General features: G+C 71.8%; 16 protein-coding genes. 11 read left to right on the forward strand and 5 right to left on the reverse strand.

Features of this window, described 5'->3' with window-relative positions:
• Positions 1-127: 127 nt before the first annotated feature.
• From tatC to RF640_RS16395, 4 genes are all read left to right on the forward strand, one after another.
• Entirely contained in the window at positions 128-952 is an 825-nt protein-coding gene (gene tatC / locus RF640_RS16380; RefSeq protein WP_043738970.1) for a twin-arginine translocase subunit TatC, read from the forward strand.
• A 71-nt stretch (positions 953-1,023) separates the two neighbouring features.
• The gene (locus RF640_RS16385; RefSeq protein WP_109222710.1) at positions 1,024-3,861 is read left to right on the forward strand and encodes an RNA helicase; all 2,838 of its coding nucleotides are present in this window, start codon (positions 1,024-1,026) and stop codon (positions 3,859-3,861) included.
• A gap of 90 nt (positions 3,862-3,951) precedes the next feature.
• On the forward strand, positions 3,952-5,640 hold the full coding sequence (locus RF640_RS16390; protein ID WP_109222709.1) for an amidohydrolase: 1,689 nt from the start codon (positions 3,952-3,954) through the stop codon (positions 5,638-5,640).
• 196 nt (positions 5,641-5,836) lie between these two features.
• Entirely contained in the window at positions 5,837-6,574 is a 738-nt protein-coding gene (locus RF640_RS16395) for a polyprenol monophosphomannose synthase (protein WP_109222708.1), read from the forward strand.
• An 84-nt stretch (positions 6,575-6,658) separates the two neighbouring features.
• On the opposite strand, the gene RF640_RS16400 is transcribed toward RF640_RS16395, so the two are convergent.
• The 3 genes from RF640_RS16400 to RF640_RS16410 all read right to left on the reverse strand — a co-directional run bounded on the left by RF640_RS16400 (position 6,659) and on the right by RF640_RS16410 (position 8,805).
• Positions 6,659-6,994 (reverse strand): RNA polymerase-binding protein RbpA, encoded by a 336-nt coding sequence (locus tag RF640_RS16400; RefSeq protein WP_031283042.1) that lies wholly within the window; start codon positions 6,992-6,994, stop codon positions 6,659-6,661.
• Between the two features lie 139 nt (positions 6,995-7,133).
• Entirely contained in the window at positions 7,134-8,249 is a 1,116-nt protein-coding gene (locus tag RF640_RS16405; protein WP_109222707.1) for an SPFH domain-containing protein, read from the reverse strand.
• A 64-nt stretch (positions 8,250-8,313) separates the two neighbouring features.
• Complete coding sequence (locus RF640_RS16410) at positions 8,314-8,805, reverse strand: NfeD family protein (protein WP_017833523.1); 492 nt, start codon at positions 8,803-8,805, stop codon at positions 8,314-8,316.
• 263 nt (positions 8,806-9,068) lie between these two features.
• Between RF640_RS16410 and RF640_RS16415 the strand changes: the two genes are divergently transcribed.
• The gene (locus tag RF640_RS16415; RefSeq protein WP_109222706.1) at positions 9,069-9,443 is read left to right on the forward strand and encodes a hypothetical protein; all 375 of its coding nucleotides are present in this window, start codon (positions 9,069-9,071) and stop codon (positions 9,441-9,443) included.
• 10 nt (positions 9,444-9,453) lie between these two features.
• Here RF640_RS16415 and RF640_RS16420 read toward each other — a convergent pair whose 3' ends face one another.
• Positions 9,454-10,875, reverse strand: coding sequence for an alanine racemase (locus tag RF640_RS16420; protein WP_197722630.1), 1,422 nt, complete (start codon positions 10,873-10,875; stop codon positions 9,454-9,456).
• A 944-nt stretch (positions 10,876-11,819) separates the two neighbouring features.
• Between RF640_RS16420 and RF640_RS16425 the strand changes: the two genes are divergently transcribed.
• Positions 11,820-12,236, forward strand: coding sequence for a DUF3054 domain-containing protein (locus RF640_RS16425; protein ID WP_109222705.1), 417 nt, complete (start codon positions 11,820-11,822; stop codon positions 12,234-12,236).
• Between the two features lie 50 nt (positions 12,237-12,286).
• Positions 12,287-12,565, forward strand: a complete 279-nt coding sequence (locus RF640_RS16430; RefSeq protein WP_017833527.1) for an Lrp/AsnC family transcriptional regulator — start codon at positions 12,287-12,289, stop codon at positions 12,563-12,565.
• A gap of 133 nt (positions 12,566-12,698) precedes the next feature.
• Here RF640_RS16430 and trpD read toward each other — a convergent pair whose 3' ends face one another.
• Positions 12,699-13,757: an anthranilate phosphoribosyltransferase gene (gene trpD / locus RF640_RS16435; RefSeq protein WP_095651091.1), complete on the reverse strand. Its 1,059-nt coding sequence runs from the start codon at positions 13,755-13,757 to the stop codon at positions 12,699-12,701.
• A 249-nt stretch (positions 13,758-14,006) separates the two neighbouring features.
• Here trpD and RF640_RS16440 point away from each other — a divergent pair, with 249 nt between their 5' ends.
• The 4 genes from RF640_RS16440 (at position 14,007) to RF640_RS16455 (ending at position 18,325) form a co-directional block, all read left to right on the forward strand.
• A complete protein-coding gene (locus tag RF640_RS16440) occupies positions 14,007-14,645 on the forward strand; it encodes a heme-copper oxidase subunit III (protein ID WP_081994597.1) in 639 nt (212 codons plus the stop codon).
• A 59-nt stretch (positions 14,646-14,704) separates the two neighbouring features.
• Positions 14,705-15,496 carry a c-type cytochrome gene (locus RF640_RS16445; RefSeq protein WP_109222704.1) on the forward strand — a complete coding sequence of 264 codons (792 nt, stop codon included), beginning with the start codon at positions 14,705-14,707 and terminating at the stop codon, positions 15,494-15,496.
• Positions 15,497-15,569: 73 nt separating this feature from the next.
• On the forward strand, positions 15,570-16,664 hold the full coding sequence (locus RF640_RS16450; protein WP_176475324.1) for a ubiquinol-cytochrome c reductase iron-sulfur subunit: 1,095 nt from the start codon (positions 15,570-15,572) through the stop codon (positions 16,662-16,664).
• Positions 16,664-18,325: a ubiquinol-cytochrome c reductase cytochrome b subunit gene (locus tag RF640_RS16455; RefSeq protein WP_109222703.1), complete on the forward strand. Its 1,662-nt coding sequence runs from the start codon at positions 16,664-16,666 to the stop codon at positions 18,323-18,325. The genes RF640_RS16450 and RF640_RS16455 overlap by 1 nt, the downstream gene beginning before the upstream one ends.
• Positions 18,326-18,798: the final 473 nt, after the last annotated feature.

Consider the following 18,798-nt stretch of genomic DNA (forward strand, 5'->3'; position numbering starts at 1 on the left):
AGCGGGCCGCCCGACCGGCCCCGCCGCCCCGGGCGGGCCCCGAGTCCCGAAGGTCCCCATGTCCTCGCAGTCCCCCCGCGGTCCGAAGAAGCGCCGGACCGCGCGCAAGGCCAATCCGCAGGCGCAGATGGCCCTGGCCGAGCACCTGCGGGAGCTGCGCAACCGGCTGATCAAGTCCGCGGTCGCCACCGTGGTGGGCATGGTCGGCGGGTTCTTCCTGTACATCCCGTTCATGGCCTACATCACGGAGCCCCTGCAGCGGCTGGCCTCCGCGGAGGGCAGCGAGGCCTCCATCAACTACTCCGCGGTGGGCTCGTCCTTCAACATCATGGTGGAGGTCTCCCTGGTGCTCGGCCTGGTCCTGGCCAGCCCCGTGTGGCTCTACCAGCTCTGGGCGTTCGTGACGCCGGCCCTGCACCGGACCGAACGGCGCTACGCGGTCGGCTTCCTGGCCGCGGCCGTCCCGCTCTTCCTGGGCGGCATCGCGGTCGCCGTGCTCACCCTGCCCACCGCCGTCTACGCCCTCACCGCGTTCACCCCGGCGGGCGGGACCAACTTCATCTCCGCGGACGTGTACCTGCGGTTCTTCCTCCAGCTGATCCTGACCTTCGGCGTCGCCTTCGTGCTGCCCGTGTTCCTGGTGGGCCTGAACATGCTGGGCGTGCTCTCCGGGCGCACGGTGCTCAAGAGCTGGCGGATCGTCGTGGTCCTCGTGATGGTGGTCTCCGCGATGGCCGCCCCGGGCCCCGACCCGATGACCATGTTCTACCTCGCCGTGCCGCTGCTCACGCTCTTCTTCGTGGCCGTCGGGCTGTGCCTGCTCCTCGACCGCCGGCGGGCCCGGAAGGAGGCCCGCCTCGCGGCGGGCACGGGGGCGTCGGCCGACGTCGCGACCCCCGCCGACGAGCTCGGCCGCCTCGGCCACGACCCCGAGGGCGGGTTCCGCACCTGACCCGCTCGGCCCGTCGCGAACGGGCCCCCGGTGGACCCGGCCACGTCCGGGTCGAGCAGTAGGCTGGACGCATGTCCTCCTACGCCGACCGATACCTGGCCGCCAAGCAGCGGGCCGCCCACGCGAGGACCGAGCTCGCCGTGTTCCAGCACCGGCTCGAGTTCGAGATGGACGACTTCCAGACGACCGCCTGCGGGGCCCTCGAGGAGGGCCGCGGGGTGCTCGTCGCCGCGCCGACCGGCGCCGGCAAGACCGTAGTGGGGGAGTTCGCCGTCCACCTGGCCCTGTCCCGCGGGCAGAAGGCCTTCTACACCACGCCCATCAAGGCGCTCAGCAACCAGAAGTTCCACGAGTTCTCCCGGGCCTTCGGCGCCGAGCGGGTCGGCCTGCTCACCGGCGACACCTCGGTGAACTCCGAGGCGGACGTGGTGGTGATGACCACCGAGGTCCTGCGCAACATGCTGTACGCGGACTCGCCCACCCTGCTGAACCTGGGCTTCGTGATCATGGACGAGGTGCACTACCTCGCCGACCGCTTCCGGGGCGCCGTGTGGGAGGAGGTCATCATCCACCTGCCGGACAGCGTCCAGCTGGTCTCCCTGTCCGCGACCGTCTCCAACGCCGAGGAGTTCGGGGCCTGGCTGGACACGGTGCGCGGCGACACGGACGTGGTGGTCTCCGAGCACCGGCCCGTGCCGCTGTGGCAGCACGTCCAGGTGGGCGGGCGGCTGCTCGACCTGTTCCTGGACGACACCACGGTGGAGGAGGCCGCCGAGCGGCTCGAGGGCCCCGGCAGCGACGAGCCCGACGTCAACCCCGAGCTGCTCCAGCTCGCCCGCGCCGAGCACCCCCGCGGGGGCCGCCGGGGCGGCCGCGGGCCCGGGGGACGCTCCCGGGACCGGTTCTCCCGCCGCAACGGCGGCGAGGGCTTCCGGCCCAGCCCCGAGACGCGCCGGGTGTCCCGCCCGCAGCTGATCCGCCGCCTCGACGCCGAGGGCCTGCTGCCCGTCATCACCTTCATCTTCTCCCGGGTCGGGTGCGACGCCGCCGTGCAGCAGTGCGTCGCCGCGGACATCCGGCTGACCGGCGAGAAGGAGCAGCAGACCATCCGCGCCCGGGTGGCCGAGACCGCCGCCTCGCTCGAGGCCGCGGACCTCAACGTCCTCGGCTTCTACGAGTGGCGCGACGGCCTGCTGCGCGGCGTGGCCGCCCACCACGCGGGGATGCTGCCGGCGTTCAAGGAGCTCGTGGAGGAGCTGTTCGCCGAGGGGCTCGTCAAGGCCGTCTTCGCCACGGAGACCCTGGCCCTGGGCATCAACATGCCGGCCCGCTCCGTGGTGCTCGAGAAGCTCGACAAGTTCAACGGCGAGTCCCGGGTGGACATCACGCCGGGGGAGTACACCCAGCTCACCGGGCGCGCGGGGCGCCGGGGGATCGACGTCGAGGGCCACGCCGTGGTGCTGTGGCAGCCCGGGATGGACCCGCACGCAGTCGCCGGTCTCGCCTCCAAGCGCACCTACCCGCTGAACTCGAGCTTCCGGCCCACCTACAACATGTCCGTGAACCTGGTGGCCCAGTTCGGCGCCCACCGCTCCCGCAAGATCCTCGAGTCCTCCTTCGCCCAGTTCCAGGCGGACCGCTCCGTGGTGGGCCTGGCGCGCCGGGTCCGCTCCCAGGAGGAGTCCCTCAAGGGCTACGAGGAGGCCATGACCTGCCACCTCGGGGACTTCTCCGAGTACGCCGCCCTGCGCCGCGAGCTCAAGGACCTGGAGCGTGCCGAGGAGAAGGCCGGCTCCCGGCAGCGGCGCTCGGACGCCGTCGCGTCCCTGCACGACCTGCTGCCCGGGGACGTCGTGGAGATCCCGCGGGGGCGCAACGCCGGCTACGCCGTGATCCTGTCCACCGACCCCAACCGGGACGACCCCCGCCCCTCCATCCTCACCCTCGACCACCAGCTGCGCCGGGTGGGGGCCCAGGACCTGGACGGGCCGCTCGAGCCGGTCTCGCGGATCCGGATCCCCAAGCAGTTCACGGGCCGGACGCCCAAGGAGCGGCGCGACCTCGCCTCGTCCGTGCGCAACGCCCTGCACGAGCACCGGCCCCCGCGCGGCGGCGGCCGCGGGCACACCATCCAGTTCGACCGCGGCACCAGCGCCGCCGAGCGGCGCATCACGGAGGTCCGCAAGGCCCTGCGCGGCCACCCCTGCCACGGCTGCTCGGACCGCGAGAGCCACGCCCGCTGGGCCGAGCGCTGGTGGACGCTGCGCCGGGACACCGACGGGCTGCTGCGCCAGATCGAGAGCCGCACCAACACGATCGCCAAGACCTTCGACCGCGTCTCCGAGGTGCTGGGCTCCTTCGGCTACCTGGAGACCCTCCCGGACGGGGAGGTCCGGCCGACCCGCGCCGGCGAGCAGCTGCGGCGGATCTACGGGGACCGGGACCTGCTCCTCGCCCTGAGCCTGCACGACGGCTTCCTCGACGACCTCGACCCCGCCGCCACCGCGGGGCTCGTGACCCTGCTCGTCTACCAGGCCAAGCGCGAGGAGCAGGGGATCCAGCCGGTCCTGCCGACCGCCGCCATGGACCGGGCCGCACAGACCGTGGTGCGCAACTGGTCCCTGCTCACCGACCGCGAGCAGGAGCACCACCTCCCGGCCACCGCGGAGCCGGAGTTCGGGCTCGTGGAGGCTATGCACCTCTGGGCGCGCGGGGCGACCCTGAGCGCGGCCCTGTCCGGCACGGAGCTCGCCGCCGGCGACTTCGTGCGCTGGGCCAAGCAGGTGATCGACATGCTCGACCAGCTCGCCAAGATCGACCTGCTCGACGCCGGCACTCGCGCCCAGTGCCAGCGCGCGATCGCGCTGGTGCGCCGCGGTGTGGTGGCCCACTCGGCGTTCGAGGACTGAGCCGCGCCCTCCCGCCCGGCTCCGCCCCGTCCACCGGCACGAACGCCCCGCCCGAACCCCCGCGCACCACCACCTTCGAACAGGAGACCCGTGAGCACCACCGTCCCGGCCCGTCCCGTCCTCTACCGCAACGGCTCCGTCTACAGCCCCGCGGACCCGTTCGCCACGGCCCTGCTGGTCGACGGCTCCCGCGTGGCCTGGGTCGGCTCCGAGGAGGCGGCGCAGTCCCTGCAGGACTCCTCCATGGACGTGGTCGACCTCGACGGCCGGCTGCTGGCCCCGGGGTTCGTGGACTCCCACGTGCACGTGACCGAGACCGCGCTGGCCCTGTCCACCCTCGACCTCACGGCGGCCGGCTCCCTGCACGAGGTGCTCGACGCCGTGGCCGGTGCCGCCCGCACGAGCACGGGCCCGGTCCTCGGCTCCGGCTGGGACGAGTCCGTGTGGCCGGAGCGCCGGGCGCCGACGGCGGAGGAGCTCGACCGGGCCGCCGGCGGGCGCGAGGTCTACCTGACCCGCATCGACGTCCACTCCGGGGTGGTGTCCTCGTCCCTGGCCCGGCGGCTGGGCCTCGCCGGGACCGACGGGTGGCTCGGCGACGGCCGCGTGGAGAACCTGGCCCACGACCGGGTGCGCGCCGCGGCCCTCGACTTCGACGCCGGGCGCCGCGCCGAGCTGCACCGGCTCGCCCTGCGGCACGCCGCGGCCCAGGGCTACGTGGCCCTCGTCGAGGCCAACGCCGAGCAGGTCGCCCCCTTCGAGGACCTCGTGCGGCTGACGGCCCTCGCCAACCACGGGGTCGGCGCCGAGGGCGCCACTCCCCGCGTGCTGCCCTACCGGGGGGAGCTCGTGGCCACGGCCCAGGAGGCGCTGGCGGTGGCGGAGCGGTTCGACACCGCCCTGGCGGACCTGCTCGGACGCCCCGTAGAGCGGCGGGAGTCGCTCGTGGGGCTCGCCGGGGACCTGTGCGTCGACGGCGCCCTGGGCTCCCGCACCGCCGCGCTGCGCGCCCCCTACGCCGACGCCCCCGGCGACCTGGGGGACCGCTACCTCGACGCCGCGGCCGTGGCCGCCCACCTCGCCGCGACCACGGAGGCCGGTCTGCAGGGCGGCTTCCACGTCATCGGGGACGCCGGGATGGACATCGTCCTCGACGGCCTCGACCGCGCCGAGGCGCTCGTGGGGGAGCGGGCCCTGCACAGCGCCGGTCACCGCCTGGAGCACGCCGAGATGATCGACCCGGAGGGCATCGAGCGGCTCGCCCACCACGCCGTGACCGTGTCCGTGCAGCCGGGCTTCGACGCCGCCTGGGGCGGACCGGGCGGGCTCTACGAGCAGCGCCTCGGGGCCGACCGGGCGGCCGCGATGAACCCGATGGCCTCCTTCTACCGCGCCGGGGTCCCGGTGGCCCTCGGCAGCGACGCCCCCGTGGTGCCGCTGTCCCCGTGGGAGACCGTCCGCGCCTGCCTCCAGCACCACGACCCGGACCAGCGGATCTCCGCGCGGGCCGCGTTCCTCGCCTCCACCCGGGGCGCGTGGCGGGCCGCCCGGCACCCCGACCCCATGCAGGGCCAGCTCGCGCCCGGCACCCCGGCCACGTTCGCCGTCTGGGACGTCGAGGCCCTCATGGTGCAGCAGGCCGAGGGGACCGGCTCCGCCTGGAGCACCGACCCGCGCGCCCGCACCCCCCTGCTCCCCGCGCTCGACGGCGCGTCCCTGCCCGTGTGCCGCCAGACCGTGCTCGACGGCGTCGAGCTGTACCGCTCCGCCGGGTTCTGAGCCGCGGGGCGCCCGGCCGCCCCGCGCCGGGAGGATCTTGGTCGCAGGCGCGGGGCAGGTTAGGCTGGGCAACTGCTGCCGGGTGGGCTCGCTCGTCCTTAGAAAACAGGCCGGCATCCCCTCAGGGCCGGACTGGTCCGAAGACGAGGGAGCCTGCCCTGTGGTGCGGCAGGCAGACCTCGAAAGGAACCACCCGGTGCGCGTACTGACCGTCATCCCCACCTACAACGAACACGAGTCCCTCCCGACCGTGATGGACCGGCTCCGCCAGGCCGTCCCGGACGGGCACGTGCTGGTGGTGGACGACAACAGCCCGGACGGGACCGGCCGTCTCGCCGACGAGATGGCCGCCGCGGACGGGAACATCCACGTCCTGCACCGCACCAGCAAGGAGGGCCTCGGCGCCGCGTACATCGCCGGCTTCCGCTGGGGCCTGGCCCGGGACTACGACGTCCTGGTCGAGATGGACGCCGACTGCTCCCACCAGCCCGAGCAGCTCCCGCTGCTGCTGGACGCCGTGGAGCGCGGCGCCGACCTGGCCATCGGCTCCCGCTACGTCCCCGGCGGGCGCACCGTGAACTGGCCCCTGCAGCGCCAGCTGCTCTCGCGCGGCGGCAACCTCTACGCCCGGACGCTCCTGGGCTCCCGGATCCACGACATCACCGCCGGCTACCGCGCCTTCCGCCGCGAGACCCTCGAGCGGATCGGCCTCGAGACCGTCGACTCCAAGGGCTACTGCTTCCAGATCGATCTCGGCTGGCGCACCGAGCGGGCCGGCCTGAGCGTCGTCGAGGTGCCCATCACCTTCGTGGAGCGCGCCGAGGGCGAGTCCAAGATGAGCCCGGACGTGACCCGGGAGGCCGTCGTGCGCGTGGCCCAGTGGGGGCTCACCGCCCGCGCCAGGACCCTGGCGGGCAAGCTCACCCGCCGCTGAGCCTCTGACCGGCGCGCTGCCCGGCACATGCGGAGGGCCCCACCCGAACCGGGTGGGGCCCTCCGCATGTGCCGGGCGACAGGATCAGATCGCGTGCTTCTCCCGGTAGAACTCGACGCGCTGGGCCAGGATCTCCTCCAGCTCGTCCGTGCTGCGCCGCTCCAGGAGCATGTCCCAGTGCGTGCGCTGGTGCTTCTCGTTGGGGTTCACCGGCTTCTCGCCGTTGACGATGATCGCTTCCTTGCCGGTCTTCGACACCCACACCGGCGGGATCTCGGCCTCCGCCGCGAAGGTGACGGTGACCTTCTCGCCGTCCGCGGTGCGGTACTCGACGCGCTGGCGCGGGGCCGGCTCGACACCGGCCTCGGTCTCCATGGACTGGGAGCCCAGACGCATTCCCCTGAGGCTGCGGTCGCTCATTGTGGTGGTTCCTCCATAACTGACGGTGGCCACGGCAGTGGCGCACGCTCGGGCTGACGGCGGGTCGCACGGACCCGGGATCCGCTGGGTGCAACGCACGGGCTCCCGGGGTTGTTCCCCGGGGCCCGGGCCCGCCGCGTCAGCGGGCGGTCGGGCCGTCCTGCGGCGGCATCGGGTCGTCGAGGCGCACGGGGGCCTCCGGGTCGATGGTCGAGGGCCGGGGGATGGTGAACTCGTCCGGGTCGACGGTGGTGCGCTCCAGGTTGGGCTGCAGGTCCTCCTCCGTCACCCGGACGGCGTCCGGCTTCACGAGGGGCTCGTCCGCGGACTCGGGCTCCGGCATCTCGTCCGCGTCCGACCAGGTCCGGCCCGGGCCGTCCTCGTCCGGCCTGGAGAGGAAGTCGCCCACGCCCCGCAGGGCGTCGCCGAGCTCGGCGGGGATCATCCACACCTTGTTGGCGCTGCCCTCGGCGACCTTGGGCAGGGTCTGGATGTACTGGTAGGCCAGCAGCTTCTGGGTCGGCCGGGCCCGGTGGATCGAGTCGAAGACCTTCCGGATGGCCTGGGCCTCGCCGTCCGCGCGCAGGATCGCGGCCTTCGCCTCGCCCTCCGCGGACAGGATGGCCGCCTGCCGCTGGCCCTCGGCCATGAGGATCCGCGACTGCTTGTCGCCCTCGGCCGTGAGGATCACCGCGCGGCGCTCCCGCTCGGCGCGCATCTGCTTCTCCATCGAGTCCTGGATGGACGGGGGGGGAGTGATCTCCTTGATGTCCACCCGCGACACCCGGATGCCCCAGCGCCCCGTGGTGGAGTCCAGGACCCCGCGCAGCTCGGCGTTGATCTTGTCGCGGGAGGTCAGCGCCTCCTCGAGGTTCAGACCGCCCACCACGTTGCGCAGGGTCGCCGACGTCAGCTGGTCGGCGGCCTGGATGTAGTCGACGATCTCGTAGGTGGCGGCACGCGGATCCATGACCTGGAAGTAGACGACCGTGTCGATGCCGACCACCAGGTTGTCCTCCGTGATCACGGACTGCGCCGGGAAGGACTGGACCTGCTCGCGCAGGTCGATGAGGGGCAGGAGACGGTCCACGAACGGGATGAGGAAGTGCAGACCGGGGGTGAGGGTGCTCTGGTACTTGCCGAGTCGCTCGACGATCCCGGCCCGGGCCTGCGGGATGATCCGCACCGACCTCAGCAGGATGATGAAGACCAGGACGACCAGGATGGCGAGCAGGACGATGACGGCTAGGTCCACGGGTGCCTCTCTCGGTGGTGCCGCTCCGGGCGGCGTTCCCGCCGGGCCGGTGCGGTCTTGGGGGTCAGAAGGACGGGCGCGGCGCCGGCCCGCCGTCGGCGGCCGGCGCGGGGTACGGGGCCACGAGGACGGTGGCGCCCTCGATGTCGTGGACGAAGACGTCGGTGCCGGGGGGCAGCTGCTCGCCGGTGACCGAGCGGGCGCTCCAGGTGTCGCCCTCCAGGCGCACCAGCCCGCTGCGGCCGGTCACGGGGTCCAGGACCTGGCACGGGAGGCCGATGAGCCGGGCGGCGTTGGACGCGGTCCCGGGCGTGGACCGGTTGAGGCGGCGCAGGGCCACCGGCCGCACCGCGAAGATGAGCAGCACCGAGGCGAGGGCGAACGTCACCACCTGGAGCACGAAGTTGTCCGTCACCCAGCTCACCCCGAACGCCAGCAGCGCGGCGGCGGACATCATCAGGAAGAGGAAGTCCAGGGTGAGCATCTCGACGGCGGCCAGAGCGATCACGACGATCAGCCACAGGACCCACGAGTTCTCGACCAGCCACTCCCACATGTCCGTCCCCGGCCTTCCGAATCCGCGTCCGCGAGGGCACCCTCGCCTTAAGCCCATTCTGCCCCACGGGCCTGACAGGACGCTGGAGCGGCGTGGCGGCAGGGCCGTGGCCGGGGTCCCCGGAATAGGCGCTGTTCCGGGGGCGTTGGGGTCTCTACCGTGGTCGCACCGGACTCTCCCGGGACCGCGGGACGCCACCGTCCGTCGGTCCGGCCCGGTGCCGGTCCGCCCCACAGACCCCGGCACGCGGGAGGAGGAGATCCATGAAACTCATCACCTCGGTGGCGGTCTCCGCCGCCGGCGCCTGGCTCGCCGGGACGGCGACCGCCGTGGTCGGCCTCTCCGCGCTGCAGTCCCGGCTGCCCGCCCTGATCGCGCGGGGCGTTCCCGCCGAGCCCGACTTCGAGCGCGCGTTCGTCCTGCTCGGCACGGGCCGCTGCGCGCCCGGCGACGACCGGGCGGAGGTGCTGCGGGCCCGGCTCGAGGAGTCCTGCGGCCGGCCCGTCGTCTACGTGGACCTCACCGTCGCACCGGAGGCCTCCGCGCGCCGGGCCGCCCGCGCCCGGGAGCTGGCCCGGGACTTCCACGCCGACCTCGTGCTGGACCACGACGTCGAGGACCCGGCCGGTCGGTCCTGAACGGCGCCGGTCACCCGCCGGTGGTCGTCACCGGCAGCGGCGCGGTGGCGTCGAGCAGGTGGAAGGCCTCCGCGCTGAAGTCGATGGCCACCTCGTCCCCGGCGGCCGCCTCCGGCACCTCGGACAGGTCGAGGGTCAGGACCGTGCCGTGGTCGAGCAGCACCGGGACCTGCTTGCCGCCGACCGTGTAGGTCAGCTCGTTCTCCCGGGACGGGATGTGGTTGACGAGACCCACCTTCTTGGGCTCGGTGGTCGGCTCGGTGCACCCGTAGTCGATGCACCAGCCAGCGGGGAGCGTCTTGACCTGGCTCAGCTCCGTGGTCCAGGAGTAGAGGGTCGTCTCCGGCGGGCTGCTGGCGAAGAACATGCCGCCGACCCGTAGCAGGTCGTAGTAGAGGGAGTCGATCTCCTGGTCCAGCACGTCGCTGGCCCCCGCGTGGATCAGGGCGTCCTGCCCGAGGCCGGCGTCCCGGATCGCGGCCACCGCACCGTCGAAGCGGTTCTTCTGGGCCACCGTGGTGTTGGCCGTGTCGTTGCGCTCGATGGCGTCCTTGTCCTCCGCCGTGACGGTGGAGAAGTGCGTGGCGATGCCGGCGAGCTCCAGGTGCGGGGCGTCCTCGACGGCTCGGGCCAGGGGGAGCGCCTCCTCGGGCACGACGCCCTCGCGCCCCATTCCCGTGTCGACCCACAGGTGGACCTTCAGCGTCCCTCCCGTGGTGGACAGCACCTGTTCCGCCGCCTCGACCCAGGCGGGGTCCGTGGCGGCGACCTCCACGTCGTAGTGCATCAGCAGCGGGATGTCCTCGATCTGGGCGACGTAGAGCACCGCGATCTTGGCCTCGACGCCGGCCTCGCGCAGGGCGATGGCGTCGTCGAGCTTCGGCACGAAGATGTAGTCGACCTCGGCGGCGTCCTCGATGACCTTGCCGAACACGTCCACGGGCTCGCCGTTCTTGAGCACGGCGCCGAGCTGGACGTTCGACGGGAAGTCGGCCCGGATCGCCTCGGCGTTGCTGCGCACGGTCTCCGTGTTGACCGTGAGGAGGGGGATGTCCTGCGTGCCCTGCGTCGTGTAGGTGTAGGCGGTCTTCTCCCCGACGTCGCTCCCGCCGGAGGCGAAGGAGACCTCCACCGTGCCCGGGGTCCCGCGGGCCGGGGCCACGCAGGCGTGGCGCGCGGAGCGGTCGTCGAACTCGCACTCCACCTCCGTCTCGCCGAAGCGGACGGTGACCGGGCCGTCGGTGCCCCCGCCGGTGTCCGCCAGGACCAGGTTCCCGCCCTGCAGGCCGCCGTGCGAGGGGGAGAGGGCGACCGATCCGGAGGCGGTCGCGGGGGGCGCGTCCGAGGCGTCGTCCTGTCCGCAGCCGGCCAGGGCCAGCACCGACAGGGCCAGCACGGAGGTCACCAGCCGGCGCCCCCGGCCGTCCGTCACGATCACAGTGTTCCGTCGTCCCACGGATGTCCTCCCCTTGAACCAAGATTTTGCCGACGCGAATTCAGGTCGGCCACGGCGAGCGTATCGGCGGCCGGCCCCCGAGGCCGGGTCGACGGGGGAATCCCCCCACAAGTGGCCACAAAAGGAGGGCCGGGCGGCGCAACACGAGGACATCGGCACGCTGACGGCGTCGACAGGGGAGAGGCGCCGGTCTGTTCGGAGCGGGACGGCCGGTCCGCCGTGTCGTAACGGTGCTGCGAGCATCGGCGCGACGACGACGAGCGCGGGCTCGGTGCCAGTGTCCTGTCGGACGACTGTCAGGACGGGCGCGACCGAGCCCAGCACGAGCCCGGCGGCGGAGAGGCCCACGGCCCACCGGCCCGTCGTCGTCCGGGATCTCACGGCGGGTCGCTCCTGCCGGCCCCGGAGCCGCGTGATGAATCCGCGCTGCAGGACGGGGTCGTGTCGTCACGGAAGAGCCGAGCGTCCGGAGCTCACCGGAACAGCCGGAACGACGGCGTGCGCGGACACGGATGCTGAGCGCTGCCCCCCGGACAGCCTGCTCCGCAAAGCGCCGATAATCGACATTATGTAAAGTAGCGTGGAGCGAAGGCTCCCCTCCGGCCCGTTCCACCCGCTATGTACCACTCCCGAGCATCCCCTGTCGCACACACCTCCGCCGCTCGTCGCACCGGCCGCTCCACCGGGACGCCGCGCCGCACGAGGATGTGGTACTCCTCAACCACCCCGCCGTCCCGCATTCCGACACGAGTCCGGCACCTGAGGCGGCCCGGCATCCCTCCCTGTCTTCCGGGCCCGGACCATCGACCCCTGGTGGAAGGTTGAGACTTTTTTCGCCCGCAGCCCTCAACTCTCAAGGTGCACCTGAGGCTTCGGGAGTCCCGGATCGCGACCAGCGGACGCCGCACTAGACTGCCAGCATGCAGACGTCCGCCCCCCTCACCGCCCGCCCCGAGGAACGCACCACGCACTCCGGTCCCTGGGCCGCGGCGCTGACCGTGGACGTGCTGCTCGTCCTGCTGTTCGCCGGCCTGGGCCGCAGCACCCACGCCCTGGACGCGGCCGGCCTCCTCATCACGGCGTGGCCGTTCCTGGCCGGGCTCTTCCTGGGCTGGGTCGGGTGGCGGGTGCACCGCGCCCCGTTCGCCGTCTGGCCGCGGGGCGTCGCGCTGTGGTCGACGACCGTGGCCGTGGGCATGGCTCTGCGCCTGCTCGTCGGCGAGGGCACGGCACCGAGCTTCGTCCTCGTCACGCTCGCGGTGCTCGGCGTCTTCCTGCTGGGCCCCCGCGCCCTGGTCTCGGGGCTGCGCGCGGCCCGCTCCCGCCGTCCGCGCTGACCCCTCCGTCCCGCCGGTCCTGCCGGCCCCGCTCCCGCGAAAGGTGCTCCATGCTCACCGCCATCGTCCTCATCAAGACCTCCGCCGACCGGATCCCCGAGGTCGCCGAGCAGATCTCCGACATCCCCGGCATCAGCGAGGTGTACTCCGTGACCGGCGACTGGGACCTCATCGCGATGGTGCGCGTGCACCGGCACGAGGACCTCGCGGACGTCATCGCCGACCGGCTCTCCAAGGTCGAGGGCGTCGTGGGCACGAACACCAACATCGCGTTCCGGACCTACAGCAAGCACGACCTGGAGGCGGCCTTCTCGCTCGGCATCGACTGACGGGCACCGGTCGCCCGGCCTCGTGCCGCCGGGCCGGAGCCCGCGCGGCGGTCGAGCGCACGGACAGCAGGAGGCCGGCGGGGGAACGCCCCGCCGGCCTCCGTCGTCGTCAGCCCTCCGCCGGCGCGGCGCCTCAGCGCGCGGTGTGGGCGATCCAGCGGTCCAGGACGGCGCGGGCCGCGCCGCTGTCCACCGACTCCTCCGCGCGCCGCACCGCCGCGGCCATCCGGTCCCGGAAGGACCCCTCGGCGCCGGTGTCGAAGGCCACGAGGCCGGCGGCGGAGTTGAGCAGCACGGCGTTGCGCACGTGCCCCTTCTCCCCCGCCAGGACCCGCTCGACCACGCCCGCGTTGTACCGGGCGTCCTGGCCCCGGAGGTCCTCGATCGTGGCCCGGGGCATGCCGAGGTCGAGCGGCTCGAGGTCGTGGTGGTCGACCCGCCCGTCCCGGACCTCCCAGACCTCGGAGGGCGCCGTCACGGTGAGCTCGTCGAGGCCGTCGCCGCCCCGGAAGACGAGGGCCCGGTCGCCGCGGGCCGCGAAGACGCCCGCGATTAGCGGCGCCAGCGAGCGGTCGGCCACACCGACGGCCGAGGCCTCGACCCGCGCCGGGTTCGTGATCGGCCCCAGGAAGTTGAAGGCGGTGGCCACGCGCAGCTGCGCCCGGGCCGCCGCGGCGAAGCGCATCGACGGGTGGAAGGTCTGGGCGAAGAGGAACGTGATGCCCACGTGCCGGGCCGCGGACTCCACCATCTCGACCGGCAGGTCCAGCCGCACGCCGAGCGCCTCCAGGACGTCGGCGGAGCCGGACTTCGAGGACGACGCACGGTTGCCGTGCTTGACGACCTTGGCCCCGGCGCCCGCGCACACGAGGGCGGACATCGTGGAGATGTTGACGCTGGAGAGCCGGTCGCCGCCGGTCCCCACGATGTCCAGGGCCGGGCCGGGGATGTCGACCGGCCGGGCGTTGCCCACCATGGCGTCGGCCAGCCCGGTCAGCTCCTCGACCGTCTCCCCCTTCGCCCGCAGTGCCACGAGGAAGCCGGCGATGACGACGTCGGACACCTCGCCCGACATGATCGTGTCCATGGCCCAGTAGGCCTGGTCGCGGGTCAGATCGGTGCCGGAGATCAGGGCGGTGATCAGGTCCGGCCACTCGAAGTGCGGGGCGGTCGTCGGTGTCGTCGTGTTCACGCCCCCGATCGTATCGCCCGCCGCCGGACCGGCCCGAACGGGCGGCCGGGCGGAGGATGCCCCTCGCCGAGGACTTGTGACACGGATCACATCCCGGGCTCGGAGGCCCCTTGATCCCCGGCCTCCCGCGCCCGGACGCGCGAGGAGACGGCGCGGCTCGTCAGCGGGGGCCCCCGCCACCCGGACACGCGAACCGCCCGACCCCGCCCCTGGTTGGTCCACCGGGAGTTTTGGCGACATAATGTCTCTGTGACGACTGCAACCCATACCCCAGCCAAGCCGGTAGGCGGGTCGATCAACCGACCCAACCTCACCTCAGTGGGCACCATCGTGTGGCTCGCTTCCGAGCTGATGTTCTTCGCCGGCCTCTTTGCCATGTACTTCACCCTGCGCTCCACCGCACCGGAGCTCTGGGCCGAGGAGTCCGCCAAGCTCAACATCCCGCTGGCCCTCGCCAACACCATCGTCCTGGTGCTGAGCTCGGTGACCTGCCAGTTCGGCGTCTTCGCGGCCGAGCGCCTCCAGCCCCGCCGGGCCGGCGGGCTGTTCGACGTCCGCCGGTGGGGAATGATCGAGTGGTTCGCCCTGACCTTCATCATGGGCGCGATCTTCGTGGCGGTGCAGTCCTTCGAGTACGCGGAGCTGGTCGCCCACGGCATCAGCATCCCGGCCAACTCCTACGGCTCCGCCTTCTACATCACCACGGGCTTCCACGCCCTGCACGTGACGGGCGGTCTCATCGCGTTCCTGTTCATCATGGGGCGTGCCTTCATCGCCAAGCGCTTCGGGCACTTCGAGGCCACCTCGGCGATCGTCGTGTCCTACTACTGGCACTTCGTGGACGTCGTCTGGATCGTGCTGTTCCTCGTGGTCTACTTCCTCCGGTAGGCCGCGCCGCCCGGAGGACGCACCAAGCAAACCAACACCGAGTTAAAGGAACGTTTGACGTGAAGGCACTTTCGCAGCAGCGACGCCACCCTCTGGCCGTCCTGGTCCTGATGGTCCTGGCCCTGCTCCTCAGCGGTGGGCTCTATGCAGTCGCCACCACCACCAACGAGGCCAAGGCCCAGACCGAGTCCTACACCGCGCAGGACATCGAGGAGGGCGAGAAGCTGTTCGTCGCGAACTGCTCCACCTGCCACGGCCTCGACGGCGCCGGAACCCCCTCCGGTCCCTCGCTCGTGGGCGTCGGTGCCGCCGCCGTCGACTTCCAGGTCGGCACCGGCCGCATGCCCATGCAGGCCAACGGCCCGCAGGCCGAGCAGAAGGCGGTCCAGTTCAACGACGAGCAGGTCCGCCAGATGTCCGCGTACGTGGCCACCTTCGGGGCCGGCCCCGGCCTGCCGGAGGAGGAGTACCTGGACGTCTCCCAGGGCAACGCCGCCAATGGTGCCAAGGTCTTCCTCGCGAACTGCGCCATGTGCCACAACGCCGCCGGTGCCGGCGGCGCGCTGACCCGCGGCAAGTACGCCCCCTCCCTGATGGGCGTCGAGGCGAGGCACATCTACACGGCCATGCTGACCGGCCCGCAGAACATGCCGGTGTTCAACGACGCGAACATCACCCCCGAGGAGAAGCGGGACGTCATCACGTACCTGAAGACCCTCGAGGACAGCCCCAACCCCGGTGGCTTCGGGCTCGGCGCCCTCGGCCCGGTGTCGGAGGGCCTGTTCGTCTGGACCATCGGCCTCGCCGTCATCATCGGGTTCACCGTCTGGCTCACCTCGCGCTCCGCCTGACGGGCCGTGCCGGCAGCGGATGTCGGACCCCGAAGCTACGATCAACTGCACCAAGAGAAGAATGAGGGACCACATGGGAAGCCACAGTGACGGCACTCCCCACCAGTCGGGAACCGTTGCCACCACGGGCACCACGGCAATGGAGCGTTTCCCCGACCCCGGACTGCCCCCGCACCGCCCGCGCCTGACGGACGTCGACTCCACGGCCGCCAAGCGCGCCGAACGGCAGGTCGTCCTGCTGTTCCTGATCTCGATCCTCGGCTCGATCCTGTTCTTCGTCGGGTACTTCGGCATCCGTGTCGACGGTCCCATCTACGACGTCACGAACACCGAGCCCACACGCGCCCTGCAGCTCCAGAACCTGCTGCTGGGCCTCGGTGTGGCCCTGGGCATGTTCGGCATCGGTCTCGGCGTCGTCCACTGGGCCCGCACGCTCATGCCGGACCACGAGCTGGTCGAGAACCGGCACGCGGTGCGCACGGAGGAGCAGCGCGCCGAGGCGCAGAGCATCCTGACCACGATCTACGACGAGTCCGGGATCAAGCGCCGGCCGCTGCTGCGCAACACCCTCATCGGCGCGGCCGTGCTCGCTCCCCTGCCGTTCGTCGGCCTGCTGCGGGACCTCGGCCCGACCGATCTGGACGTCCTCAAGGAGACCCTCTGGGACGAGGGGATCCGTCTGGTGCGCGATCCCTCCGGCACCCCCATCAAGGCCTCGGACGTCACCCTCGGATCCACGTTCCACGTGGTCCCCGAGAACCTGAGCGCCATCGGGCACAACGAGGGCTACCTCGACGAGAAGGCCAAGGCCGTGGTGCTGCTCATGCGCCTCGACCCGGACACCGTCAACGTCTCGCCCGAGCGGGCCGACTGGAACGTCGACGGCATCTTCGCCTACTCGAAGGTCTGCACCCACGTCGGCTGCCCGGTCGCGCTCTACGAGCAGCAGACCCACCACCTGCTGTGCCCGTGCCACCAGTCGACGTTCGACCTCGCGAACGAGTGCGAGGTCATCTTCGGGCCGGCTGCCCGGCCCCTTCCCCAGCTGCCGATCACTGTGGACGACGAGGGCTACCTCGTGGCCCGCAGCGACTTCCAGGAGCCGGTCGGTCCGACCTACTCGCAGCGCGGTACCCATGTCGAGGAGATGCAGGGTGAGGCGAACTGATGTCCACGTCCACTGATTACGAGTACAAGCCCCAGACGAGCACCGGCCGGATCGCCAACTTCGTCGACACCCGTGTCGGCATGTCGCCGATCGTCAAGGAGTTCGGCCGGAAGATCTTCCCGGACCACTGGTCCTTCATGTTCGGAGAGGTGGCGCTGTACACCTTCGTCATCCTGCTGCTCTCCGGCACGTTCCTCGCCCTGTGGTTCGAGCCGTCGATGGCGGCCCTGGAGTACGAGGGCTCCTACGTCCCGATGCAGGGCGTCGAGATGTCCGCGGCCTACGCGTCCTCGCTCGACATCTCGTTCGACATCCGCGGCGGTCTCTTCCTGCGCCAGATCCACCACTGGTCCGCGCTGGTCTTCGCCGCCGCCGTGTCCGTGCACATGCTGCGCGTGTTCTTTACGGGCGCCTTCCGCCGGCCGCGCGAGCTCAACTGGCTCGTCGGCGTCGCCCTGTTCCTGCTCGCGATCGTCGCCGGCTTCACCGGCTACTCGCTCCCCGACGACGTGCTCTCCGGCAACGGGCTGCGCATCGCCGACGCGATCCTGAAGGCACTCCCCATCGTGGGCGCCTACCTGTCGATGTTCCTGTTCGGCGGCGAGTTCCCGGGCCACGACATCATCGCGCGCCTCTACATCCTCCACGTGCTCGTGATCCCGGCGATCATCCTGATGCTGATCGTCGTCCACCTGTTCATGGTCGTGGTGCACAAGCACACCCAGTTCCCCGGCCCGGGCCGCACCGAGAACAACGTCGTCGGCTTCCCCGTGGGACCGATCTACGCGGCGAAGGCCGGTGGGTTCTTCTTCATCGTGTTCGGCATCATGGCCCTGATGGCGGGCACCACCACCATCAACGCGATCTGGAACTACGGTCCGTACGATCCCTCCCCGGTGCAGGCCGGTTCCCAGCCCGACTGGTACATGGGCTTCACCGACGGCGCCCTGCGCCTCATGCCCGGCACCTGGCCGTTCAACTGGGAGTGGACGTTCTGGGGCATGTCGATCCCGATGAACGTGCTGCTGCCGATGGCGCCGCTCGCGGTGCTCTTCGGGCTCATGGCCGCGTGGCCCTGGATCGAGCGCTGGGTCACGAAGGACGACCGGGAGCACCACATCCTCGACCGTCCCCGGAACGCTCCGTTCCGGACCGCCATGGGCGCCGCCGGCGTGACGTTCTACACGATCATGCTCATCGCGGCCAGCGGCGACCTCATCGCCACGCACTTCAACCTGGCCGTCAACGACGTCCTGTACTGGCTGCGCGCCCTGTACTTCCTGGGCCCGATCCTGGCCTTCATGATCACCCGCCGGATCTGCCTGGCGTTGCAGCGCAAGGACCGGGAGATTGTCCTCCACGGCCGGGAGACCGGACGGGTGCAGCAGCTCCCCCACGGTGAGTTCATCGAGGTGCACGAGCCCCTCGACGAGTACAAGCGGTACCGTCTGGTCAACATGCCCGACTACCAGGTCGAGCCGGCCCAGCCGAACGCCAAGGGCAAGATCACGGCCACGGAGAAGACGCGCGAGCGGATCAGCCGCTTCTTCTTCGAGGACCGTGTCGCCCCCGTCACCCCCGCCGAGCTCGAGGCGGCGCACCACCACCACGAGGCCGACGCCCTCACCACGGGTTCCCAGGACCGGGAGCTCGTGCGCTGAGCCGGCAGCACGCCTGACAGGGCCCCGAGAGGATCACTCCTCTCGGGGCCCTGTCGCATCTGTGGATCCGTCGTCGGCGGTCGGACACATCGGAGACATGACCGCAGTACTCCTCCGACGGCCCTCAGCGCCGTTCCGGCGGGACAGAATCTGCGAACCGCAGTCTCCCGGGTCTGCTGCCCCGGAGGCCCGCAGGACCGCGTCCACGCCCTTCTGGCGGGACGCTGCGGCCGCAGCGACCGGTACCAGCCCGGGACCGTTGGAGCCCGCGCCCGGACCGGCACCGGTCGATGCACCGGGCCGGGCGTGGAGATGCGCGATGGCCACCGCGCGGTCGTTGAGAGCCCGTGCCGGGGCGGCCCGGACGACCGGGGGCGGTTGTCGCCGCCGTGCTCGCCGGCGTCTGTCAACGACGGTCGAAAAGTGAGCAGTAGCGACGGCCCAAAAGTGAGCAGTGGATGTCGCTAGTTGGC

This window comes from Kocuria sp. CPCC 205231 (assembly GCF_040980965.1).
Lineage (GTDB): Bacteria > Actinomycetota > Actinomycetes > Actinomycetales > Micrococcaceae > Kocuria > Kocuria rosea.

What these genes read in the sequence shown, in the direction of transcription:
- tatC (WP_043738970.1), top strand. Translation starts at nt 128, where the DNA reads ATGGCCCTGGCCGAGCACCTGCGGGAGCTGCGCAACCGGCTGATCAAG.
- RF640_RS16385 (WP_109222710.1), top strand. Translation starts at nt 1,024, where the DNA reads ATGTCCTCCTACGCCGACCGATACCTGGCCGCCAAGCAGCGGGCCGCC.
- RF640_RS16400 (WP_031283042.1), bottom strand. Translation starts at nt 6,994, where the DNA reads ATGAGCGACCGCAGCCTCAGGGGAATGCGTCTGGGCTCCCAGTCCATG.
- RF640_RS16410 (WP_017833523.1), bottom strand. Translation starts at nt 8,805, where the DNA reads ATGTGGGAGTGGCTGGTCGAGAACTCGTGGGTCCTGTGGCTGATCGTC.
- RF640_RS16415 (WP_109222706.1), top strand. Translation starts at nt 9,069, where the DNA reads ATGAAACTCATCACCTCGGTGGCGGTCTCCGCCGCCGGCGCCTGGCTC.
- RF640_RS16425 (WP_109222705.1), top strand. Translation starts at nt 11,820, where the DNA reads ATGCAGACGTCCGCCCCCCTCACCGCCCGCCCCGAGGAACGCACCACG.
- RF640_RS16430 (WP_017833527.1), top strand. Translation starts at nt 12,287, where the DNA reads ATGCTCACCGCCATCGTCCTCATCAAGACCTCCGCCGACCGGATCCCC.
- RF640_RS16450 (WP_176475324.1), top strand. Translation starts at nt 15,570, where the DNA reads ATGGGAAGCCACAGTGACGGCACTCCCCACCAGTCGGGAACCGTTGCC.
- RF640_RS16455 (WP_109222703.1), top strand. Translation starts at nt 16,664, where the DNA reads ATGTCCACGTCCACTGATTACGAGTACAAGCCCCAGACGAGCACCGGC.